Genomic DNA, 21,779 nt, shown 5'->3' with positions numbered 1-21,779 from the left:
GATCCTTTACCCCACTCCTTTCCAGTGGGCAGGCGCCGAAGGTGGGCGTCAGTTCCTGTCAGGTAGGAGGAAAGAGCGGCGCTCCTCGGTGCTGAGTTCCCGGAAGGTCCGCCGGCCGGCGCGGCGCAGCAGGCCGTCGATGTCGTGATCGGCCATCGTCCAGACGCGTACGGTGCGGTCGCGGGAGGCGGTCGCCAGCCGCGAGCCGTCCGGGTGCCAGGCGAGGCCGCTCACCCGGTCGGCGTGGACGCCGAGTACCGCGGTCTGGGTGGCGCTGTCCGGGTCCCAGAGCCGGACCGTGCGGTCCTGGGACACGGATGCGATGCAGGTGCCGTCGGGTGACCAGGCAACGTCCTGGACCCGCTGCTCGTGGCCGGCCATGACGGCGAGTTCGGTGCCTTCGAAGGGGTCCCACAGGCGGATCGTGCGGTCGCGGGAGCCGGTGACGAGGCGGCGGCCGTCGGGTGACCAGTGGACCTTCCAGACGTAGTCCAGGTGACCGCGCAGGGTGGTGACGGCGGTGCCGTCGGTGGTGTCCCAGACGATGGCGGTGCGGTCCGTGCTGGACGTGGCGAGATAGCGGCTCTCCGGTGACCACGCCGTACCGCCGATCCAGTCCTCGTGGCCCCGCAGGATGTGGACGGTCGCACCGGTGGCGGCGTCCCAGACGCGGGCTGTGCCGTCGCGGGATCCGGTGGCGATGCGGGTGCCGTCAGGGGACCAGGAGACGTGGGACAGTGCCTCGGTGTGTCCGGCCAGGTTGATGTCATCGTCGCTGCCGTCCTCCCGCCACACGACGGCCGCACCATCGCGCAGGGCGATGACCAGACGGGTGCCGTCGGGGGACCAGGCCGCATCGGACACCTCACCGCCGTGCCAGCCGCCGGTCGTACGGCCGGAGGCGAAGTCCCGGATGCTCAGGGAGCCGTCCTGGTAGACGGAGGCGATGGACGTCCCGTCGGGCGACCAGGCGACGCGGAGGACCGCGCCATCGCGGCCGCTGAAGACGTTGGTGGTTTCGGTGACGTTCCACACGGCCGCGGTCCGGTCGCGGGAGGCGGTCGCCAGCCGCTTCCCGTCGGGAGACCAGGCGATGCCGTAGATGGTGTCGGCGTGCCCGGTGAGCCGGTCCTCGCCTTCGGTCCCATCGAGGCTCCAGACCCAGGCCGTACGGTCCGCGTCACCACCAGCGAGGCGCGTGCCGTCCGGTGACCAGGCCAGGGAGTTGATGACCTCCGGGCTCTCCAGCGTCCGCCGCACCTGCCAGCTGCCGGTGTCCCAGATCCGTATGGTCCGGTCACCGGAGGCCGAAGCGAGCCGGCGGCCGTCCGGCGACCACCGGATCGACTCGACGTTGTTCTGGTGGTCGGTGAGCACGGTGACGACGGCTGCGGTGGCCGCGGCCCAGACCCGTATCGTGCCGTCTTCTCCGCCACTGGCCACGTGTTTCCCGTCAGGTGACCACGTCACGCTCCAGACCATGCGCTGGTGCCCGCGCAGCACTGCGGATTCGGCGTAGGAGTCGGCATCCCAGATCCGCACGGCGCAGTCGCTGCCGACCGACGCGAGGCGGCTGCCGTCAGGCGACCAGGCGACACCGCCGACCCCCTCCTCCCGGTCGCCGGTCGCCGCCGTGTGGCGCAGGACGGCCAGTTCGGCCCAGGTGTCGCAGGACCAGACGCGCACGGTGGTGTCCCTGCAGCCGGCCGCAAGCCTGCGTCCGTCGGGGGACCAGGCCACCCCCTGTACCCTGCCGCCTTCCCCCGCAAGCACCACCGGTTGGTCGTCGCGGTCCGGACGCCACACCCGTACGGTGCCGTCCTCGCTGGACACGGCCAGCCGCAGCCCGTCCGGCGACCAGGCCACCCCGGACGCGCCGCGATCGAAGCCGCGCAGCACGGCTCGCAGCCGTGAGGCGCCCAGGGCCGTGTGCAGCGCCTGGACCGCGCCGGGTGTGGCCGCGCACTCCTCGACTGCCGCAAGGGCGGCGAGCACGGCGGTCTCCGGCTCCTTGTCGAGGCTTTCGAGGGCCCGGACGGCCACCGCGTCCGCGGCACGTTCCATCGTGGCCCGGTCCGCCCGTAGCGACCGGTTCACAAACTCCTCGACCAGTGGCGTCGCGCCGACCGTCCGCGAGGACTGCGCCAGCCACCGCCGGGCGACAGACAGCCGCTCCCCGGTGAGGAGGTAGGCGTCCTGGCGCTCCGCGTGGTCCCAGTCCTGCGCCCAGCGTTCCAGCTCGGTGCGGCGGCGTAGGTCCTCGCTACGGGCGACGACCGCTTGGCGCAGCGGCGCCCACTGGCGGAACAGCGCCTCGTGAGCCACGTCCAGGACGCCCCCGTCGCCGGTAAGCAGGCGTCCGGCGACAAAGGCGTCGGCGACCTCCTGTTCCCGCGGGGTGAGGTCCGCACGGCGGACCCGGCGGCGGGTGGCTTCATTGCGGTCTATGGTGACGAACCGCAGCAGGGTGGGCATCACGGGTGCGTCCACCAGCTCGCCGGTGATCTGGTCGGCCCGCTCGGACAGGGCTCCGGCGACGCCGCCGAGGGCGCGGTACGCCTCCTGGGTCACCGTCCCGCCGGACCCTCCGGCGCGCAGGTACAGCTCTTGGAGGGTGTAGGCGAGCAACGGCAGCGCGTCGCCTCCGCCACATTCATCGACCATGCGGGCCACGACGCCAGGTGCGAAGGTCAGCCCGGCCTGCTCGGCGGGCTTTTCGATGACCTCATACAGCGCGTCCCGGGCGAGTGCGCCAACGACGGCCGGGTTACGCACCAGCTCGGCGAAACCTGACTCCAGGAACCCGGTGAGGAAGTCCGAGCGCAGGGTGGCCACCAGCCACAGCCGCGAGTCACGCCGCAGCGCGTCGCGTACGGCGGTGAGGAACGCGTCCCGCTCCTCGCGACCGGACAGGGTGAGCAACTCCTCCAGCTGGTCGACCACCAGCAACGCTGGCCGCTCATCGGGCAGTTGGGCCAGCCGCCGTCGCAGGGTGCCGACCGGGTCCTCACCGGGCGAGAACGGTACCGCGACCGCCCAGCGCCCCCGTCGCCGGGCCAGCGCCGGCAGCAGCCCGGCCCGCACCAACGACGACTTTCCGCTCCCCGACGGCCCGACCACGGTCACAAACCGCTGCGCCCGCCCCGGCACCGCCGGATGCAGCCGCCCGACCAGCTCGGCGATCTCCCGGTCCCGCCCGAAGAAGACGGCCGCGTCGTCCTCCGCAAAAGCTTCAAGCCCCGGGTACGGCGGCTGGGCCTTGTTCCACACCCGGCGCACCGGCGCCGGCCGATCGAGGAGATGCAGCGCGATCTGGCCCCCGACCAGCAGCACCAGAGCGACGCCGATCAGCGGCACCGACCAGTCCCGCAACAGCCGCAGCGCCGGCGGCACATGGTCCGACTGGCCGGTCGCGTAGTTCGTCGCGATACCCAACAGGGTCCCGACCAGCATGAGCAGGACATCGACCACGAGCTTGATGGGGCGTCGATCCATAGATCGACAACTTAGCCGTCAGCAAAACCGAGATGGGCAGATCCCCATAACAACCCGGGGCCGCTGCATGTCCACTTCGCCGAAGAAGCACAGGTCGGCAGGCTCCAGACCTTCACCGCCCCGCAGCCGCGTCGCAGGGTGGTTCAGGCGAGCAGGCCGCCGACCCCAGGTTGGCGAAACCGGCGATCAACCAGACCATAGAACGAAACCGCGGACCCTACAGCGGTTTCCTGCAACGGCGCCAACGGCCGCGGGCACCGGGGCTCAGGCCCGGACGAGAACCGCGCGCACCACGGCGGCACGGCGGGCGCTCATTCCTTGGTCGCTCCGGCGAGCATCCCGGAGACCAGTGTGCGCTGCGAGAAGAGGAAGAGCACCAGCACGGGCAGGATGGCGACGATGATCGCCAGGGCCAGTTCCGGGATGGTGATGTTCAGACCGGCGCCGGCCACCGGGTTGAAGGACGGGGTGGAGGTGAGCAGTTGGTTCAGGCCCACCTGGACAGGGAACTGCTCGCTGTTCGGCAGGACGAGGTAGGGCAGGAAGAAGTTGTTCCAGTTGCCCACGAAGCTGAAGAACGCGACAAGGCCGACCACCGGCTTCGCCAGCGGCAGCGCGATGCGCGAGAAGAGCTGCCATTCCGTGCAGCCGTCGATCCGCGCGGCCGACAGCAGGTCCCTGGGCAGGCTGCTCCCGAAGTAGATGTACACGAGGTACACGCCGAACGGGTAGAAGGAGAAGGGCAGGATCACCGACCAGACGGTGCCGATCAGGTGGAAGCGGTTGAGCTCAAGGAAGACCGGCAGTACGAGGGTGGCCTGCGGCATGATCATCGTGACCAGGGTGATCATGAGGAGCGTCTTGCGTCCCCGGAAACTGGTCAGGGCGAGCGCGTAGCCGGCCGGCACGCTGACGGCCAGCGTCAGGACGAGCGAACCGCCGGAGTAGATCGCCGAGTTGCGCAGCCAGGTGACCATGGCGCCGTCCTGGAAGGTGAACAGGTGTCGCCAGGCCGCGCCGATCTGCTGGAACGACCCGAAGGAGAACGGGTTGTCCCGCACCACTTCGCCCGCGGTCTTGGACGGTGCGAGCAGCAGCCAGACCACCGGCAGCACGAAGAACACCAGCAGCGCGGCCAGCAGGACGCCGACCACCAGGAAGGAGAGGGCCCGGGACGGCCGGACGCGCCGGCCCGCCGCTGCCGAGGAGTGCGCCGAGGAGAGAGTGGATTGCGTCATTTCTCATCCAACTTGAACAGGTTCGATCGGGCGACCAGCAGTCCGGCGGCCAGCAGTCCCACGGCCAGCAGGAATACGGCGATGGCGGCGGCGCCGTTGAAGTCCCCCTGCTGGAAGGCGTAGACGTAGGCCAGCTGGTTGGGCGACCAGGTGGGGCTCACCCGGCCCAGGCTGGCGGTCTGGAGCAGTTGGGGCTCGACGAACAGCTGGGTGCCGGTCGCGAACGCCATGATCGTCATGTAGACGATCCACTGCCGGATCATCGGGATCTGGATGTGCCAGGCGGTACGCCAGGGCCCCGCGCCGTCCATCCGGGCGGCTTCCAGCACCTCGTCGGGGATGTTGTTCAGCGCCCCGTACATCACGACCATCCAGCCGCCGGCGCCGGTCCAGAAGGCGATCAGCATGAGGATCAGCGGCAGGTTGCCGGGGGCGAGCACGGCCGCGAAGGTCCCCAGCCCCATGCTCTTGAGCACCCAGGACACCGGGCTGACGTCCGGGTCCAGCATGAACAGCCAGACCAGCACGCTCGCCACTCCGGCGAGAGCGCCGGGGATGTAGTACAGGAAGCGGAAGAGCGCCGACGTACCCGGACGCACCCGGCCGCGCAGCACCACCGCGACCAGGACGACCAGGACCACCAGGGCGACCAGCCACAGCAGCAGGTAGATCAGCATGTGGGTGAAGGCCGGCACGAACCGGTAGTCCTGGGCGACCTTCACGAACTGGTTGAAGCCGGTGAACTGCCCCCGGTCGTTGGTGAGCGCCAGGTAGAACGAGTAACCGGTGGGGAAGACGCCGAAGGCGAGCAGCAGCACCGCGTATCCGGCGACGAAGAAGTAGCCCGCGAGACCGGGGCCCCTCCGCCGCGGCGTGCTGCCGCGGCGGAGGGGGGAGACGGCGACGCGCTCGGTCTCCAGCAAGGTCATTGATTGACCACCTTGTATCCCTGCGCCTTCGCCTCGTTGCTGATCTCCTGCTGCCAGGCGGGCAGTGTCGAGGTCAGGCTCTTGCCCGCGGTCAGGGCCGGCAGGACGACGCTGGACCAGGCGGTGGCGTCCGGGAACTTGGTGTTCGACCAGCCGGTCCACACCTCGTTCGCGGCCTCCTGGAACGGCTTGCTGACGTCGTTGGCGAAGTAGTCGCTGTTGGCCGGGTTGGCGAGCCAGGCCTGCGCGGCCTTGGTGTAGGCCGGGTAGGTGGGCGCGGCGGCCTGGTTCTCGTCGGAGGTGGTCAGCCACGTGGCGAGGTCCGTGGACGCCTTGAGGTTGGCGCTGTGCGAGGACACCATCCACACGCCGCCGCCGACGTTGCCGGTGGCCGCCGTGGTCTCACCCTTCCAGGTCAGCGGGGACGCCGCGGCGATCTGCTTGGCCGGGGCCTTGAAGGCGGCCTTGAACAGGTACTGGCCGTACCAGGACGGGCCGTACGCCATCAGGACCTTGCTGCCGCTGTCCTTGGCGAAGCCCTGGCTGAAGAAGCCCTTGGTGGTGACGGCCTTGGCGTCGATCAGGCTGTCCAGGAGCTTCGCCGTCCGGGTGCACTTCGGGTCCTGGAGGTCGCTGCGCAGGGTGTCCGGCTTCGTCAGGCTGAACGCCGGGCACTGGCCGGACCAGAAGTACGACTCGTGGGAGTTGGTGTCGCCGACCGAGCCGACGAGGTAGCCGGGGTGGTCCTTGGCGACCTTCTTGCCGAGGGCCTCGTAGTCCTCCCAGGTGGTGGGGACCTGGTATCCCCACTTGTCCATGAGGGACTTGTTGTACCAGAGGACGACCTGCGCGATGTCGTTGCGCAGGCAGTAGGTGTGGCCGTTGAACTCGCAGGGCGTCAGGGAGCCCTTGGCGAAGCCGTCCAGCGTGCTCTGCGGGACCAGCTTGTCGTCCAGGGGCGCGGCGAACGGCTGCGCTCCGGGCTTGGTGGCCTCCGACGCCCATGTCACGTCGGTGGGTGAGCCGAACACCACGTCCGGCCAGCCGCTGCCGGTCCGGTCGAACAGCTGCACCTTCGACTGGAGATACGTCGAGCCGTCGGCCCCGCCGTCGTACGTGACGATCTTCATCTTCACGTCCGGGTGCGCCTTCTGGTACGCCTGCACCGACGGCAGCCGGGTCGAGTCGGCCCACACCGTTATCTGCGAACCGGCCTTCTGCGTGACCGGCTTGAACGTCGGCTGGGCGGAGGAGGAGGACTGGGCGGTGGTGTCGGCGCTGGCGCAGCCGGCCAGCACAGCCGCGGTGACCAGGGAGAGCGCGGCCGCCGCTGTGCGCACCGCGGTGCGGCGTCGGCCGGCTCTCGGAGATCCGGAAGACCTCATTGTCTTGCCTTTCTGTTCTTGCGTGGGACAGGGGGCGCGCCGGATGGGGGGCGCCGGCTGCGGTGGCCGTCCGGGCGGACGGCCACCGCCCGGTCAGCGCGGCTGTTCGACGAACGGCAGGAGTTCCTCGCCGTAGCCGAAGTCGAGGGGAAGGGCTATGCCGGGCCCCGTGGGGGCGTGCACCAGGCCCTGGTCGTCCACATGGCGTTCGCGGACGACGTTCGTCGCGGTCACCAGGGACTCGTAGTAGGTGGTGTTGGAGATGGCCATGCACAGGTGGTGGTTCGGGATGTCCGAACCGTGCACCTCGGCCCGCAGCCGGTAGGCGTCGGCGAGGTGGGCGGTGCGCATGGCGCCGGTGATGCCGCCCCGGAGGGTGGTGCCGGCGCGTACGCCGAAGGTGGCGGCGCCGGCCCGGATGAAGTCCGCCGAGTTCATGTGCGCCCCGTCGGAGGTCTCGGCGACCAGCAGCGGGATGTCCACGGCCTCGGCCAGCTTCTGGTACGCGGAGATGCTGAACTCGCGCATCGGCTCCTCGTACCAGAGGTAGTCCGCCTCCGAGAGCGCCCGGCCGAGGCGGATCGCGTCGGGCAGGTCGAATCCGGCCGACCCGTCGTACATGAGGGGGACGGAGGGGCCGACGTGATCACGCAGCGCCAGACAGAGCTCCGCGTCCCGGCGGGCGTCGCCCCAGGCGTGCAGCTTGATGCCCACATAGCCCAGTGCCAGGCACTGGTCCGCCACGTCGAGGAACTCCGCGATGCTGGAGAACGTCGAGGTGGAGGCGTAGGCGGGGATCGATTCCCGGAAACCGCCGAGCAGGCGCCAGACCGGCTCGCCGTGGTACCGGCCCGCCAGGTCCCACAGGGCGGTGTCGATGAGGCCCAGGGTGGGGAGCGGGAGTTCGTGGATGCGGTCCAGCTCCCACACCCGGTGCCACAGCCATTCCCGCTGGAAGGGGTCGGCTCCGACCAGTTCCTCACGGAAGACCTGCTCCACCAGGTACTGGAGGGTGTTGAAGGCCCCGGGCCGGGCGAACAGGGCCACCCCTTCGGCACCCTCGTCGGTACCGATCCGCAGGACCGCGCCGTCGCCCACCGGAGCGCTTCCGCTCAGCCCGTCCCGCCAGCGGAAGGGCGGGCTGGCCGCCGGAACATCGATCCGGTGTACTTCGACTTGGGTGATCTTCATCCTGGCTTTCGTTTCTGTGTGGGAGCGCCGACCCGCCCCGGGGGCTGACGGGCTGACGGCTCAGAAGTCGCCGTACGCCTGGAGCTCGTAGACGCTGCCGCCGTTCCAGCTCGAACCGGTGACGGTCAGCCGCAGGTAGCGGGCGGTGACGGGCTGGTCGGCGAAGGAGTAGTTGGCCGCCGAGACGGTGTTCTGGGAGGTGTGGTCCTCGAAGGTGGACCAGGTGACGCCGTCGGCGGAGTACTCGAGCAGGTACTGGTAGCCGCTGGACTTCTCGAAGGTGGTCACCACGCTGGAGACACTGGTGTCCTTGCCGAGGTCCACCTGGATCCAGGACGGGTCGGGCAGCCCCAGGCCCTGCGCCCAGCGCGTGGACAGGTCGCCGTCCACCGCCTTCTGCGGCGTGTTGTCCTCCGAGTACGAGGAGGCGGTGACCGTCTTCTTCAGCGCGAGGTCGTTGTCGGCGGGGGTGGTGACGACGGCTGCCTCACTGGGATCGGAGGCGTTCAGCGCGGCATCGCGGGCCACCACGGTGAAGGAGTACTCCTTCTCCGGGGTCAGGTCGGAGACCCGCAGCGTCGTGGCGCCGGTGACGCCGATCCGCTTGCCGTCTTGGTAGACGACATAGCTGGTCACGCCGGTGTCATCGGTCGCGGCCGGCCAGCTCACGTCCACCAGGCTCGGCAGCAGCGGCTTGACGGTGGGCTTCCCGGGCGCCGCGGGGGCCGTGTGGTCCGAGCTGGGTGCGCTGGGGGTGCCGTAGACCTGGAAGTCGAAGATGCTGCCGCCGTTGCCGCTGGAGCCGGTGACCGTCAGCCGTACGTAGCGGCCGGTGACCGGGTCGGCGGTGTGGGCGTAGTCGGTCATCGCCGTGGTGTTCGCGGAGGTGTGGTCCGCGAGCGTCTTCCAGTGGACCTCGTCCGGTGACACCTCGACGCGGTACTTGTAGCCGCTGCTCTTCTCGAAGGTGGTGATCGCGCCGTTCACGTCGTACGAGGCACCGAGGTCCACCTGGATCCAGGACGGGTCGGGCAGGCCGAGACCCTGGGCCCAGCGGGTGGAGAGGTCACCGTCCACGGCCTTCCCGGGGACGTTGCCCTCCGAATCCGAGGAGGCGGTGACCGGCTTCTTCAGCGCCAGGTCGGAGCCGGAGGGCATGGTGACCTTCAACGCCCCGCTCGGCTTCGACTCGTTGCCTGCCGCGTCCCGGGCGGTGACCTCGAAGCCGTACGTCTTCCCGCCCGTCAGCCCGGACAGCCGCACCGAGGTCTTGCCGGTGGCGCTGATGAGCTTGCCGTCACGGTAGACGGAGTAGCCCGTGACACCCGTGTCGTCGCTCGCCGCGGGCCAGCTCAGGTCCGCCACGGTCGGGAAGTCGGTGACCGCGGTCGGGGTGCCGGGCGCGGTGGGCGCCTTGGTGTCGGTGACGGCCGGGCCCGGGTCGAGGTGACGGTAACTCGGCTGGAGTCCGGCGTTGTTGACGATCGAGGCCGGGAGCTGGTCGCAGGACCCGACGGTGATGTTGCCGCTCACGTCATCGCCCGTGCTGTTGGCCTGGGTGGTGAACGCGGGCTGGGTGGTGAAGTTGCCGGTGGCGGTGATGTCCATGCCGTGGTTCATCAGCAGCCACTGGTACGCCACGTCGCACAGGGCGTTGCCGGTGTTCTGCCAGTAACGGCTGCCCTCGTCGTGGTAGATGGCGCCGTAGGCCGGCGCCGGAACGCCGTGGAGGTAGTTGCCGGAGACCACACCGCCGGGGTTGGTGCTGAGGGTGTAGACGGCGCCGCCGTCGGCCTGTGACTTCATGATGTCGAAGACATCGTTGTCCGTCACCTTGTTGTCCCGGCTGGTGGTGTCGGTGTCCCAGACCGGAACGCCGGAGTTGCCCGGGTAGTTGGTGTCTCCGCCCTTGTCGGTCAAACCCCAGCCCCAGCCGACGGAGATGCCGGAGTAGGGCAGGTCGTAGACCTTGTTGTGGGTGATCACCGTGTGGTCGGTGTAGCCGGCCAGGATGCCGAGCGAGCCGTTGTACTGGTCGGCGACCTTGGTGACCACGTTGTTGTCGACCGTGGTGTCCTTGGTGATGTCCCGCGGGTCGTCGGGGTGGGCGTCGATCACCTCGACGCCGCCGATCTGGATGCCGGTGGCGGCGATCTGGCGGAAGACGTTGCCCGTGATGTCGGTGCCCTGAGTGCCGGTGTTCAGGTTGAGACCGACCGCGCCGAGATGGGTGAAGGTGTTGCCCTGGAAGCCGACGTCGTGGCCGTGGCTCACGTTGACCGCGCCGGGCGTCTTCTGCCACTTCAACCGGGTGGCGTCGAAGTCGGGGTCGTTGCCGACCATCCGGAAGCCGGCCTGGCCCTCGATGAGGCCTTCGGACGAACTGGGGGCGAGCCAGGTGGAGTAGGAGAAGGTGATGCCCTCGAAGGACACGTCGCTCACCGGGTCGGCCTTGGTGCCGTTCAGGTCGACCAGGTCCTGCACGCGCGGCACCGTGACGGTCGCGGTGGACAGGTCCTGACCGGACTTGGGCATGTAGTAGATCTCGCCCTGGCCCTTGTCCAGGTACCACTCGCCGGGGGTGTCCAGCAGCTCGCGGGCGTTCTCCAGCCAGGTCGGGTTGGTGATCTCCTGGCCCTGCTGGAGGTTGGCGTTGTGCCAGCAGGGCTGCTGCATCGTCATCGTGGTGCCGGAGATCGACTCCACCGGGCAGCGCATGAGTTTCCAGCCCCAGCTGCTGACGACCTCCAGGTCCGAGGGACGCTTGTAGCCGCTGAGACTGCTGTCGGTGAAGGTGTAGCCGGTGGACGTCTTGCTGAACCCGGACGGGTTCTTGCCGCCGCGCGCCCGGGTCTCCAACTCGCCGTTCACATAGAGCTGGCGGGTGTCGATGTCACCCACCTTGGCCTTGTAGACCTTCCCCGCCGAGTCGGCCGGGGTCCAGCCGGTGACCTGCTTGCCCCCGCTGATCACCGGGTGCGCGCCGGGGGCGGCCTCGTAGACCACCTTGTGCCCGTCGCTTCCGGAGTCCTGGGCGGTCAGTGTGAAGGTGCGGCTGAGCTGGTACGTACCGGACAGCAGCCGTACGTGGACCTCGCCGCCGACCTTCTTCTTGGCGTCGCGCACATAGTCCCGTGCGTGTTCCAGCGTCTTGAAGGGATGTGCGGCGGTGCCGGTGCCGGAGTCCCGGCCGGCCGGTGAGACGTAGACGTCGAGGTCCGACGCTTTCGCCGCGGCCTGGGCCGGTACGGCGACGGCCAGCGGTGCCGCCACCGTGGCCAGGGACACGGCGGCTATGAGGCTTCTTCGCAGGGGCGCGAACATGCCCCCGCGAGCAGACGGTAGAGACACGGAAATCCAATCGCCTGAGGGGAGTGATGTCTGGGAACCCGGTCGTCCTCCGGGTCCCAGGGCGTTGGGGGCTCGGTGCCGGAGCGGCTCGGTGCAGAAGCGGCTCGGTGCGGGAGCCGTGGCACGGGCGCGGTGCTCGGTGCCCGCGCCGTGGCGCGTGGGTGAAGCTCGGTGCTCGTGCCACGTCGGGTGCTCTGTGCTGGTGCCGTGGCGCGTGCAGGTGTGCGTGGTGCCGGTTTACGAAGCGGATGTCTCCGGGGACAGGGGTGGGTCCCCGGCGCCGGTGTTCCTCGAAGTCCGCGGGGGCGGCCCGGAGGCGCCGCGGTCGTCGAGGTTGAACAGCCGGTCGCGAATCTTTCGCTCGAACTGGCTCTGCGTGGTGGCGATGTGCTCCACCATCAGCTCACTGGCGAGGTCGGCCTCCCCCGCGGCGACCGCCTCGGCTATGGCGAGATGCTGACGTGCGGCGACTTCCAGCGAGCCGGGCGCGTCGCCATGGAAGAGCAGGACATCGGACTGGGACGCGAGGCGCCGTACGCCGGCGACGCTCGATCTCAGGAACACGTTGTGCGAGGCGGCCCCGACCGCGTCGTGGAACGCGGCGTCGGCCTTGGCGAAGGCGTACCCGTCGTCCTCCCCGGCCGCCACCAGCGAGGTCTCGGCACCCTCCCGGATGGTCCGGACCTCGATCGGCGTGGCCAGGGACGCGGCACGGCGGGCCGTCTCCGACTCGATCACCGTCCGGTAGTCCAGGAGCATCAGAACGTCTTCCATGCTCGTCGGCCGGAAGTGCGAGAGCTGGTCGTCCACCAGGCCGCCGGCCGAGTCCGCGACGAAGATCCCGGCGCCGCGCCGCACACTCAGCCGGCCGATGGCGGCCAGGACCTTCACCGCCTCGCGGGTGACGTTGCGGGAGGCGCCCAGGATCTGGGCGAGGCCCTGTTCGGTGGGGAGCCGGTCGCCGGACCGCAGGTTCTGTTCGGCGATGTAGTTCAGCAGCTGCTCGGCGACCAGTTCGTACCCCGGCCGGTAAGGACGTGACGCCTCGTCATCTCCTTCGCCAGGGACCTGTGCTGGATCGGCCACTGCGTACCCCCCTCTTGCCCGTTCGGATTAATCAGGTTCATCGACGGTGGCCACTATGACATCCGTGTTACACGTTGAGAAGAGTGCGAACAGAACTTAATTTATGGGCCTGTTGAACCGCCCCTTAAGGTAACTAAAGGTGCATAGCATCGAAACTCTTGCACAGGAAGGATCCCATCCTTAAGGTCCTGCCTGTCAGATGAAGCAGATCCTTGCCGGATGAATCAGATCCTTCGCGCAGCAGGGAGCGGCAACGCCCGGGACGGGCCCGCCGCACGACTCCCGCACCCCGGTGACGTGATCGACACCGGTACGCCCTCGGGCGTCGCCCTGGGCCGAGCCGGTGAGCCCTACCTACGAGCGGGAGACATCGTGGACGTGGAGATCGACGGCCTCGGCCGCCTGCGGCAGACCTTCGAGCAGGCCTGACATGGGCGCTTTCGACGGACTCGGGGCCCTGGTCACCGGCGGTGCCTCGGGCATCGGTCTGGCCACCGCCCGGCTGCTCACCGCCGAGGGGGCGCGGGTGGCCGTGCTCGATCGGACCGATGCGGCGCCCGGGGCCTTCGCGGCTCACATCCGCGCGGACATCGGTGACGACGCGTCGGTCGTGGCCGGTGTGCGGGAAGCCGTCTCGGTCCTAGGCGGGCTGGACGTCCTGGTCAACAACGCCGGGATCGGGGCGCAGGGCGGCATCGAGGACAACACCGACGAGGAGTGGCACCGGGTGCTGGACGTCAACGTCCTCGGCCTGGTGCGGGTCACCCGGGCGGCGCTGCCCGCGCTGCGCGTCTCCGCCCACGCGGCGGTCGTCAACATCAGCTCGATCGCGGCGACGGCCGGCCTGCCGCAGCGTGCGCTGTACTCGGCCAGCAAGGGCGCGGTGCTTTCGCTGACCCGGGCCATGGCCGCCGACCTGCTGCCGGAGGGCATCCGGGTCAACGCCGTGAACCCCGGCACCGCCGACACACCGTGGGTCGGCCGGCTGCTCGACCGGGCGGACGATCCAGCGGCGGAACACGCGGCGCTGGCGGCCCGGCAGCCGCACGGCCGCCTGGTCAGCGCCGACGAAGTCGCCGCCGCCGTCGTCTATCTGGCCTCCCCGGCCGCCGCCTCCACCTCCGGCACCTCCCTGGCCGTGGACGGCGGCATGGACGGACTGCGGCTGCGGCCGCGGAAGGAGAGCTGACCACCATGCGACGCTTCGCCGCCGTGATCCGACTGCGCCCCGAGAAGGAGTCGGAGTACCGCGCACTCCACGCCGCCGCCTGGCCGGACGTACTCGCCGCCCTCAAGCGGGCCAACATCGGCAACTACTCCATCTTCCTCCGCGACGGACTGCTGTTCAGCTACCTCGAATACACGGGGACCGACTACGCCGCCGACACCGCGGCGATCGCGGCCGATCCCGTCTCCCGCGACTGGTGGGCGCTGACCGACCCGTGCCAGCAGCCGCTGGACACCGTGACCGAGGGACAGTGGTGGGCCCCGGCCGAGGAGATCTTCCACCTCGACTGAAGGCACGTACAGCGAGGCCCCGCACCTCAAAGCCCCGCACCTCAAGGGGCCGTACCTCAAGGGCCCATAGCTCAAGGACCCGTACCTCAAAGCCCCCTACACCTCCGGCCGCCCTCCCCCGTCCACCGAGCCCCGCACCTCCAGAATCCGCCCCCTCAGAATCCGCCCCTCATCCCCAAGGATCAAACGGTGCGCATCGACGCTCATCACCATCTCTGGGACCTCGAAGTCCGGGACCAGCCCTGGACGCGGGACCTACCCGCCCTCCGCCGGACCTTCACCGCCGCCGAACTGCGTCCCACGCTCGACCGGAACACGATCGACGCCACCGTCGTCGTACAGACCATCGCCGTACCGGAGGAGACACCTGAACTGCTCGCCCTCGCGGCCGGGGATCCGCACATCCGGGCGGTGGTGGGCTGGACCAGTCTGACGGACCCCGGCATCGCCGACCGGCTCGCGGAACTGCGCGAGGGGCCCGGGGGCTCCGCGCTCGTCGGCATCCGGCACGGTATCCAGGACGAGGCGGATCCGGACTGGACGGCACGTCCCGACGTCCGGCGCGGCATCGAGGCGGTCGCCGCCGCGGGCCTCGTCTACGACCTGCTCGTCCGGCCGGACCAACTCCCCGCCGCCGTCCGGGCGGTACGCGAACTCCCCGACGTCCACTTCGTCCTGGACCACGCCGGCAATCCGGTTGTGGGCGGCGACGGTCTCGCCTCGTGGACCTCGCCGCTGACCGAGCTGGCCGACTGCCCCAACGTCGCCGTGAAACTGTCGGGCCTGGTCACCCGGACCGCCAAGACGCCGGCCCATGCCGCGCTGCGCCCCTACGCGGACGTACTGCTAGCGACACTGGGCCCGGACCGCCTCATGTTCGGCTCGGACTGGCCGGTCTGCCTGCTCGCGGCCGAGTACGACGAGGTCCTGGCCGTCGCCGAGACCCTCACCGAAGACCTGGACGCCGAGGAGCGCGAGGCGGTCTTCGGCACGACGGCCGCCCGCTGGTACGGAATCCCCGCGTGAGAGCCCGCCGGCTCGGCCGTACGGGCGTCCACGTCAGCTCCCTGGGATTCGGCGCCGCCCCCCTCGGCAACCTCTACACCCCGCTCGACGACCACCAGGCACGGGGCGCGATCGACGCCGCCTGGGACGTCGGCGTCCGCTACTACGACACCGCCCCGCACTACGGCCTCGGACTGTCCGAACGGCGCCTCGGCGCGGCCCTCGCCCACCGCCCCCGGGCGGAGTTCACCGTCTCCACCAAGGTGGGCCGCCTGCTGGAACCCCACCCCGCACCCACCGGATCCGACCTGGCCGCGGGCGGATTCGCCGTACCGGACACACTGATCCGCCGCCCCGACTACTCGCGCGACGGCGTGCTGCGGAGCCTGGAGGGCAGCCTGACCCGCCTCGGCCTGGACCGGGTGGACATCGTCTACGTCCACGACCCCGACGACCACCTGGACATCGCCGTCGAGCAGGCACTGCCCGCGCTGGCGGCCCTGCGCGACCAAGGGGTGATCGGCGCGGTCGGCGTGGGCATGAACGCCGTCGACCCGCTGCTGCGGATCGTCGCCGAGGCGGACGTGGACGCCGTGATGGTGGCCGGCCGGTGGACGCTGCTCGACCGCACCGCCCGCCCGCTGCTGGACGCGTGCGCCGAGCGAGGTGTCTCGGTGGTCGCCGCGGCGCCGTTCAACTCCGGTCTGCTCAGCCGGCCCCGCCCACCCGACAGCGCCACCTTCGACTACGGTCCCGCCCCCGACGCGGTACTGCGCCGCGCCCGGCATCTCGCCGACATCTGCGCGGCGCACGGCACCGTCCTCCCGCACGTCGCCGTCCGCTTCCCGCTCCGCGCCCCGGTCGTGGCCGGCGTGGTGGCGGGCTTCCGCTCCGCCGCCGAGGTCGCCTCCGCCGCCCACTGGGCCGCCACCGACCTGACCGACGCCGCCTGGTCGGACCTCGACGTGGCAGCCGAAGAGCCCAGCGCCTGAAGCGCGTTGAGCAGGCCGCCGAGACGGGGCGCTGAGCCCGGGACGGCATTTCACCGACCGGGCGACCGAGACGCGCACGGGCGGAGTCGTCCAGGACTGAAGCCCGCACGGTGCGCCGACGGATCGCTCGGGCCGTACGCCCGGGGGCGGCTCAGTCGCGCGACCGCGGGGCCGACGCCGCGTCGATCACCCGGCGCAGACCCTCCGTCAGATCGTCCGCGGTGGACGCGCTCGCCGGGTCGAAGAGCCACTGCACCATCAGGCCGTTGAGCAGCGCCTGGTAGAAGCCGCCGAGCGACTGTACGGTCCGCTCGTCGAGCGTCTCCTCGTCCTGCCCCGTGAACATCGCGACGAGCCCGGACCGGCCCTCGATCTGGGCCTTCGCCATCAGGTCCCGCAGTTGCGGCACCCGGTCCCCCTGCGTCGCGATCTCCATGCTCGCCGCCCACAGGGGGCGGAAGTCCTCGAAGGACTCCAGCATCCGCGCCCACACACTGTGGAACCGCTCCACGGATCCCCCGGGCTCGGCCTCGCGCGCCGAGGGCGGGTCGGACCTGTCGCCCCACTGCTGAATCAGTTCCACGAAGGCCTGCGTCAGCAACGCGTCCTTCGATCCGTAGTGGTAGCCGATGGACGCGAGGTTCGTCCCTGACTCCTTCACGATGTCGCGCGCCGTCGTGCGCACGAACCCCTTCTCCATCAGGCAGCGCTTGGCGCCTTCGAGCAGATCCTCACGGTGTCCCATGCGGGCCAGCGTACCTCCGATTCAGACACCCGTACCAGACGCATGTATTACACAGTCGTTCTAGACAAGTGTTTAAGACGCTCGTACAGTTCCTGCCATGACGAACTCGACGAGCACGACCCCCGCATCCGGCGCCCTCGCCGGCCGCCGCGAATGGACCGCCCTCGGCGTGCTGATGCTTCCGCTGCTCCTGGTCTCGATGGACGTCTCGGTCCTCTACTTCGCGATCCCCTCGATCAGCGCGGACCTGGAGCCGAGCGGCACGCAGCAGCTCTGGATCTTCGACATCTACGCGTTCGTGCTCGCCGGACTGCTGATGACGATGGGCTCCCTCGGCGACCGCATAGGCCGCCGCAAGCTCCTCCTCTTCGGCGCCGCGGCCTTCGGCACCGCCTCGGTGATCGCCGCGTACGCCACCAGCCCCGAGACCCTGATCGCCGCCCGCGCGATCCTCGGCATCGGCGGCGCGACCCTGATGCCGTCGACGATGGCGATCATCCGCACGATGTTCACGGATCCGGGCCAGCGCGCGAAGGCGATCGGCATCTGGTCCGGCGTCATGACCGGCGGCGTCGCGCTCGGTTCGGTGATGAGCGGTGTGCTCGTCGAGTACTTCTGGTGGGGCTCGGTCTTCCTGGTCAACCTGCCCGCGATGGCGCTGCTGCTGGTCCTCGGCCCGATCCTGCTTCCCGAGTCCAGGAACCCGGAGCCCGGCCGCTTCGACCTGCTGAGCGTGCCGCTGTCGATGGCCGCCGTGCTGCCCGTCATCTACGGCATCAAGGAGATCCCGTCCGAGGGCTGGAACGTCCGGTACGTCGTCTCGATCACCGTCGGTCTGCTCTTCGCCGCCCTCTTCGTCCACCGCCAGCGCACCACGAAGTCCCCGCTGATCTCCCCCGCCCTGTTCCGCGGCCGAGGCTTCGCGCCCGCAGTCGTCCTCAACCTCATCTCTTCCTTCGGGATGATGGGATCGGCGTACTTCACCACCCAGTACCTCCAGTCCGTGCTCGGCAAGAGCTCCATGGAGGCCGCGCTGTGGGCGCTGCTCCCCACGGTCCTGGTCGGTGTGGCGGCCCCGGTCGCCGCGCAGTTGGTGCAGAAGGGTGTGCACCGCGCCCATGTCGTCTCCGGCGGCTTCGTCACCGCCGCCTGCGGCTACGGGCTGTTGACCCTCGCCGGTACCGACTCGATGTGGCTCGTCCTCGCCGGGGCGGGCGTCCTCGCCGCCGGCATCGTCACCGTGATGTCGCAGATGATGGACCTCGCCCTCGGCACCGTCCCCGTCGGCAACGCGGGCGCCGCCTCATCCCTCCTGGAGACCGGCGCGGAATTCGGCGGCGCGCTGGGCATGGCCGTCCTCGGCTCCATCGGAACGGCGGTCTACCGCCACGAGATCCCGGCCGGTGCTCCGGCCCCGGCCCACGAGACCCTCGGCGGTGCGCTGGCCGTGGCCCGGCACCTGCCCGGTGACACGGGCCAGGCCCTCGCCACGGCCGCGCGGGAGGCCTTCACCAGTGGCATGCAGGCGGCGGCGATCGCGGGGGCGGTGCTGCTGCTGGGGGCGGCGGTGTTGGCCACGGCGGCGCTGCGGAAGGTGCAGGTCCGTGAGGCCGAGGTCGTGGAGGCTGCGGAGTCGCTCGCCTGAGGGCGCGCTTTCGAGACGGGCCGGGGGATCCCGGCCCGTCCGGCGTTTTTCGCCCCCTCCGCCCCTGCCCGTCCCCTGCTTGGGGGCTCCGCCCCCAGAACCCCCTTGAAAGATTGCGCAGTTCCCCGCGCCCCTCTGGACGCCCGCGGCCGAAGAACTGAGACGCGTGCTGTCGGTGCCGCGTGCCAGGATGGGCCCCGTGGCACAGACATTCGGTACGCCGTTCATCGGCCGGGAGGACGAACTCGCCCGGCTCACGGGCGTGCTGGACCGCGCAACGGCCGGCGACCCCCGCGCCGTACTGGTGGCGGGCGACGCCGGCGTCGGCAAGACCCGCACCCTCACGGAGGCCGCCACCCACGCCGCCGCCACCGGCATGACCGTCCTCACCGGCCACTGCGTGGACCTGGGTGACGTGGGCCTGCCGTACCTCCCGTTCACGGAGATCCTCGGAGCACTGGCCGCCGACGACCGGTTCGCGTCCGCCTTCACCGCCCACCCGGCGGTGGGGCGCCTCCTCGGAGGCGGCACCGGCGCGGGCCCCGACGTCGCCCCGGACGGCGGGGGCAGGCTGCGTCTCTTCGAGAGCACGGCCGCCCTGCTGGCCGATCTCGCCGACATCACCCCCCTCCTCCTGGTCCTCGAAGACCTGCACTGGGCGGACCAGTCCTCCCGCGACCTCCTTCGCTTCCTGCTCAGCCGGGGGCTCCTGCAGCGTCCGAGACCCGGCGGGCCGGCCCACCGCCTGGCGGTCTTCGCCTCGTACCGCGCGGACGACCTGCACCGCCGCCACCCCCTGCGCCCGCTGCTCGCCGAGCTGATCCGGCTGCCCGCCGTCGACCGCGTGGAACTGCGGCCGATGGCCGACGCCGACGTGGCCCGGCTGGTCAGGGCACTGCGCACGGACCCGCTGCCGGACACCACCGTCCGCCGTATCGTCGACCGCGCCGAGGGCAACGCGTTCTACGCGGAGGAACTGCTCGCCGCCCTGCCGGGCGACGTCGGCCCGGCCTCGCCCGCCATGCCGAGCGGCCTGGCCGACGTGCTACTCATCCGCATCGAGCAACTCTCCGAGACCGCCCAGCAGGTGCTGCGCACGGCCGCCGTCGCCGGGCGCCGCGTCGAGCACGAGCTGCTCCGTGACGCCGTACAACTGCCGGAGGACGAGCTGGAGTCGGCGCTGCGCGAGGCCGTCGGACGGCAGCTGCTGGTCCCCGGCGAGGACGCCACCTACTCGTTCCGGCATGCCCTGACCCGCGAGGCCGTGTACGCCGACCTGCTGCCGGGCGAGCGGGTCCGGCTGCACGGGAGGTTCGCCGAACTCCTTGCCGGGCAAGGCCGTTCGGCGGAGAGCGCGGCGGAGCGGGCCCATCACTCGCGCGAGAGTCACGATCTCGCCGACGCGCTCGCGGCCTCACTCGAAGCCGCCGATCACGCCCAGCGGGTCGGCGCGCCCGCCGAGGAGCTGCGCCACCTGGAGACCGCACTCGAACTGTGGCCGGCGGTGGACCCGGCCGCCCGCCCCCAGGACGGCGACTCGGTGACCCTCACCCTGCGCGCCTCCGCGGCGGCCGCGCACGCCGGTGAGAGCCACCGCGCGGTGCAGCTCACCCGCGCCGCGCTCGCCCGGGCCGGATCGGACGCCGACTCGGAGCTCGCCGCCCGCGTCCGCTACACGCTCGCGGGCAACCTGATGCGCATCGACAGCCTGAACGCCGCGTTCACGTACAGCAGCGAGGCGCTCGCCATGATCCCGGCCGAGCCACCGTCGTACACCTGGGTGTGGGCGGCGGCGACCCATGTCATGGCGGCGCGCTACGTGGGGCGGGACGAGGACGCCCTGCGGATCGCCCGGCAGGCGCTGCGCGTATCCGAGGAGCTCCGACTGGTCGACGCCCAGGCCGACTTGATGATCTCCATGGTCGGCCTGGAGAGGCACAACCGGCGCACCCCGCGGGGCCGCGACCGGTTGCGGGAGGCCCGTGAACTGGCCCGGGGCGCGGGCAACATCCCGGTCGAGATGCGCGCGCTCTACAACCTCGCCGTCGGGTGCTACGAATCCGGTGACCTGGACGAGTGTCTGACCTGGCTCTCCGACGGCCTGGACCGGGCCCGCCGCAACGGCCTCCTCTCCTCGCCGTACGCCCTGGAGCTGCGCTACCTCCAGTCCCTGGTGCTCTACACCCTGGGCCGCTGGGACGAGTGCGCGCGAGCCGCCGCCGCGGACGCCGAACGGCTGCCCGCCGCGGCCGGATTCGCGACCGGACCCGCCCTGTACGTCGCCCTGGCGCGCGGCGAGCAGGACGCCGCCGACCGTGCCCGTGCCCTGACCGACGGGCCGTTCGACTGGATGGCCACGCTCGTCGCGGGCATCGTGCTGACCGACGCCGCAGCCGTACGAGGGGACGCCGAGGGGGCCGTCGAGCAGCAGCGCGCCACGATCGCGGCGCTCGCCGGCGACGAGGCCACCGACGGGCCGGACGTCGGAGTGCGGCTCGCCGCGCTCGCCCTGTCCGCGGTCGCCGACTCAGCCGTGGAGCTGCGGCTGACCGGCGACACGGCGGGGGCCCGCCGCCGGGTCGACACCGCCACCGAGCTGGTGGAGAGGGCCCGGGCCACGGCCGCCAAGGGAGAGGACGGTACCCCTCAGGGCCCGGAGGGGCTGGCGTGGCTGGCCCGCGCCGAGGCGGAGTGGCTGCGCGCGCACTCCGGGCCGGATGTCGCGGCCTGGGAGAAGACCGTCGCCGCTTTCGGGTACGGCGATCCGTACGAACTGGCGCGCTGCCGGCGGCGGCTCGCCGAGGCGCTGCTCTCGGCCGACCGCCGCGAGGAGGCGGCCGAGCAGGCACGCGCGGCCCGTGACACCGCCCTGCGCCTCGGTGCCGTGCCGCTACTGGAATCCGTGGACGCCCTGATCCGGCGGGGTCGCCTCGCCGAGGCGCCGTCCGGCGCGGACCGGATCCCCGTGCTGACCGCGCGGGAGAGCGATGTGCTGCGGCTGCTCGCCCGGGGCCGGACCAACCGTCAGATCGGCGAGGAGCTGTTCATCACGGGCAAGACGGCGAGCGTCCATGTGTCCAACATCCTGGCCAAGCTGGGGGCCGCGAGCCGTACGCAGGCCGTGGCCATCGCCTATCGAGAGGGTCTGGTCGCGCCGGAGCCGACCGCCTCGCCCTGAGTCCTCACGCGAGCGGGACGT

14 protein-coding genes and 1 pseudogene are annotated in these 21,779 nt (G+C 70.9%); 7 read left to right on the top strand and 8 right to left on the bottom strand.

Going from position 1 to position 21,779, the window contains the following annotated elements; genetic code table 11:
* Positions 1–48: 48 nt before the first annotated feature.
* The 7 genes from ACFVXA_RS30305 to ACFVXA_RS30275 all read right to left on the bottom strand — a co-directional run bounded on the left by ACFVXA_RS30305 (position 49) and on the right by ACFVXA_RS30275 (position 12,675).
* The gene (locus ACFVXA_RS30305; protein ID WP_390027721.1) at positions 49–3,495 is read right to left on the bottom strand and encodes an AAA family ATPase; all 3,447 of its coding nucleotides are present in this window, start codon (positions 3,493–3,495) and stop codon (positions 49–51) included.
* 311 nt (positions 3,496–3,806) lie between these two features.
* Positions 3,807–4,733 (bottom strand): carbohydrate ABC transporter permease, encoded by a 927-nt coding sequence (locus tag ACFVXA_RS30300; RefSeq protein WP_389749309.1) that lies wholly within the window; start codon positions 4,731–4,733, stop codon positions 3,807–3,809.
* On the bottom strand, positions 4,730–5,662 hold the full coding sequence (locus tag ACFVXA_RS30295; RefSeq protein ID WP_362026542.1) for a sugar ABC transporter permease: 933 nt from the start codon (positions 5,660–5,662) through the stop codon (positions 4,730–4,732). Before ACFVXA_RS30295 ends, ACFVXA_RS30300 begins: the two co-directional genes overlap by 4 nt.
* Entirely contained in the window at positions 5,659–7,047 is a 1,389-nt protein-coding gene (locus ACFVXA_RS30290; protein WP_383907412.1) for an ABC transporter substrate-binding protein, read from the bottom strand. Before ACFVXA_RS30290 ends, ACFVXA_RS30295 begins: the two co-directional genes overlap by 4 nt.
* 93 nt (positions 7,048–7,140) lie before the next feature.
* The gene (locus tag ACFVXA_RS30285; RefSeq protein ID WP_362026535.1) at positions 7,141–8,238 is read right to left on the bottom strand and encodes an enolase C-terminal domain-like protein; all 1,098 of its coding nucleotides are present in this window, start codon (positions 8,236–8,238) and stop codon (positions 7,141–7,143) included.
* A 60-nt stretch (positions 8,239–8,298) separates the two neighbouring features.
* Positions 8,299–11,562 (bottom strand): discoidin domain-containing protein, encoded by a 3,264-nt coding sequence (locus tag ACFVXA_RS30280; protein ID WP_390027719.1) that lies wholly within the window; start codon positions 11,560–11,562, stop codon positions 8,299–8,301.
* Positions 11,563–11,826: 264 nt separating this feature from the next.
* Complete coding sequence (locus ACFVXA_RS30275) at positions 11,827–12,675, bottom strand: FCD domain-containing protein (protein ID WP_362026530.1); 849 nt, start codon at positions 12,673–12,675, stop codon at positions 11,827–11,829.
* A gap of 288 nt (positions 12,676–12,963) precedes the next feature.
* On the opposite strand from ACFVXA_RS30275, the pseudogene ACFVXA_RS30270 reads away from it, so the two are divergent.
* The 5 genes and pseudogenes from ACFVXA_RS30270 to ACFVXA_RS30250 all read left to right on the top strand — a co-directional run.
* A pseudogene (locus ACFVXA_RS30270) lies at positions 12,964–13,104 on the top strand (fumarylacetoacetate hydrolase family protein); the annotation flags it as partial.
* Between the two features lies 1 nt (position 13,105).
* Positions 13,106–13,864, top strand: coding sequence for an SDR family NAD(P)-dependent oxidoreductase (locus ACFVXA_RS30265; RefSeq protein WP_383907417.1), 759 nt, complete (start codon positions 13,106–13,108; stop codon positions 13,862–13,864).
* Positions 13,865–13,869: 5 nt separating this feature from the next.
* On the top strand, positions 13,870–14,193 hold the full coding sequence (locus ACFVXA_RS30260) for an L-rhamnose mutarotase (RefSeq protein ID WP_383742895.1): 324 nt from the start codon (positions 13,870–13,872) through the stop codon (positions 14,191–14,193).
* A 189-nt stretch (positions 14,194–14,382) separates the two neighbouring features.
* A complete protein-coding gene (locus tag ACFVXA_RS30255) occupies positions 14,383–15,219 on the top strand; it encodes an amidohydrolase family protein (RefSeq protein ID WP_390027716.1) in 837 nt (278 codons plus the stop codon).
* The gene (locus ACFVXA_RS30250) at positions 15,216–16,190 is read left to right on the top strand and encodes an aldo/keto reductase (protein ID WP_390027713.1); all 975 of its coding nucleotides are present in this window, start codon (positions 15,216–15,218) and stop codon (positions 16,188–16,190) included. The genes ACFVXA_RS30255 and ACFVXA_RS30250 overlap by 4 nt, the downstream gene beginning before the upstream one ends.
* 151 nt (positions 16,191–16,341) lie before the next feature.
* On the opposite strand, the gene ACFVXA_RS30245 is transcribed toward ACFVXA_RS30250, so the two are convergent.
* Positions 16,342–16,935 carry a TetR/AcrR family transcriptional regulator gene (locus ACFVXA_RS30245; protein ID WP_362026514.1) on the bottom strand — a complete coding sequence of 198 codons (594 nt, stop codon included), beginning with the start codon at positions 16,933–16,935 and terminating at the stop codon, positions 16,342–16,344.
* A 97-nt stretch (positions 16,936–17,032) separates the two neighbouring features.
* On the opposite strand from ACFVXA_RS30245, the gene ACFVXA_RS30240 reads away from it, so the two are divergent.
* Together ACFVXA_RS30240 and ACFVXA_RS30235 are read left to right on the top strand one after the other, a co-directional pair.
* A complete protein-coding gene (locus ACFVXA_RS30240; protein WP_384403029.1) occupies positions 17,033–18,580 on the top strand; it encodes an MFS transporter in 1,548 nt (515 codons plus the stop codon).
* A 199-nt stretch (positions 18,581–18,779) separates the two neighbouring features.
* Positions 18,780–21,758 carry an AAA family ATPase gene (locus tag ACFVXA_RS30235; RefSeq protein WP_390027711.1) on the top strand — a complete coding sequence of 993 codons (2,979 nt, stop codon included), beginning with the start codon at positions 18,780–18,782 and terminating at the stop codon, positions 21,756–21,758.
* Positions 21,759–21,779 lie beyond the last annotated feature (21 nt).

The sequence above is a fragment of the Streptomyces sp. NPDC058246 genome, assembly GCF_042881985.1.
Taxonomy (GTDB): Bacteria; Actinomycetota; Actinomycetes; order Streptomycetales; family Streptomycetaceae; genus Streptomyces.
The sequence above is the reverse complement of the archived record's forward strand: the minus strand, read 5'-3'. Positions and strand labels throughout refer to the sequence as shown.

Bases quoted from the DNA above. Each gene is read 5' to 3' on its own strand.
- ACFVXA_RS30285 (WP_362026535.1), bottom strand. From the start codon at position 8,238: ATGAAGATCACCCAAGTCGAAGTACACCGGATCGATGTTCCGGCGGCC.
- ACFVXA_RS30265 (WP_383907417.1), top strand. From the start codon at position 13,106: ATGGGCGCTTTCGACGGACTCGGGGCCCTGGTCACCGGCGGTGCCTCG.
- ACFVXA_RS30295 (WP_362026542.1), bottom strand. From the start codon at position 5,662: ATGACCTTGCTGGAGACCGAGCGCGTCGCCGTCTCCCCCCTCCGCCGC.
- ACFVXA_RS30240 (WP_384403029.1), top strand. From the start codon at position 17,033: ATGACGAACTCGACGAGCACGACCCCCGCATCCGGCGCCCTCGCCGGC.
- ACFVXA_RS30280 (WP_390027719.1), bottom strand. From the start codon at position 11,562: ATGTTCGCGCCCCTGCGAAGAAGCCTCATAGCCGCCGTGTCCCTGGCC.
- ACFVXA_RS30290 (WP_383907412.1), bottom strand. From the start codon at position 7,047: ATGAGGTCTTCCGGATCTCCGAGAGCCGGCCGACGCCGCACCGCGGTG.
- ACFVXA_RS30300 (WP_389749309.1), bottom strand. From the start codon at position 4,733: ATGACGCAATCCACTCTCTCCTCGGCGCACTCCTCGGCAGCGGCGGGC.
- ACFVXA_RS30260 (WP_383742895.1), top strand. From the start codon at position 13,870: ATGCGACGCTTCGCCGCCGTGATCCGACTGCGCCCCGAGAAGGAGTCG.
- ACFVXA_RS30305 (WP_390027721.1), bottom strand. From the start codon at position 3,495: ATGGATCGACGCCCCATCAAGCTCGTGGTCGATGTCCTGCTCATGCTG.
- ACFVXA_RS30245 (WP_362026514.1), bottom strand. From the start codon at position 16,935: ATGGGACACCGTGAGGATCTGCTCGAAGGCGCCAAGCGCTGCCTGATG.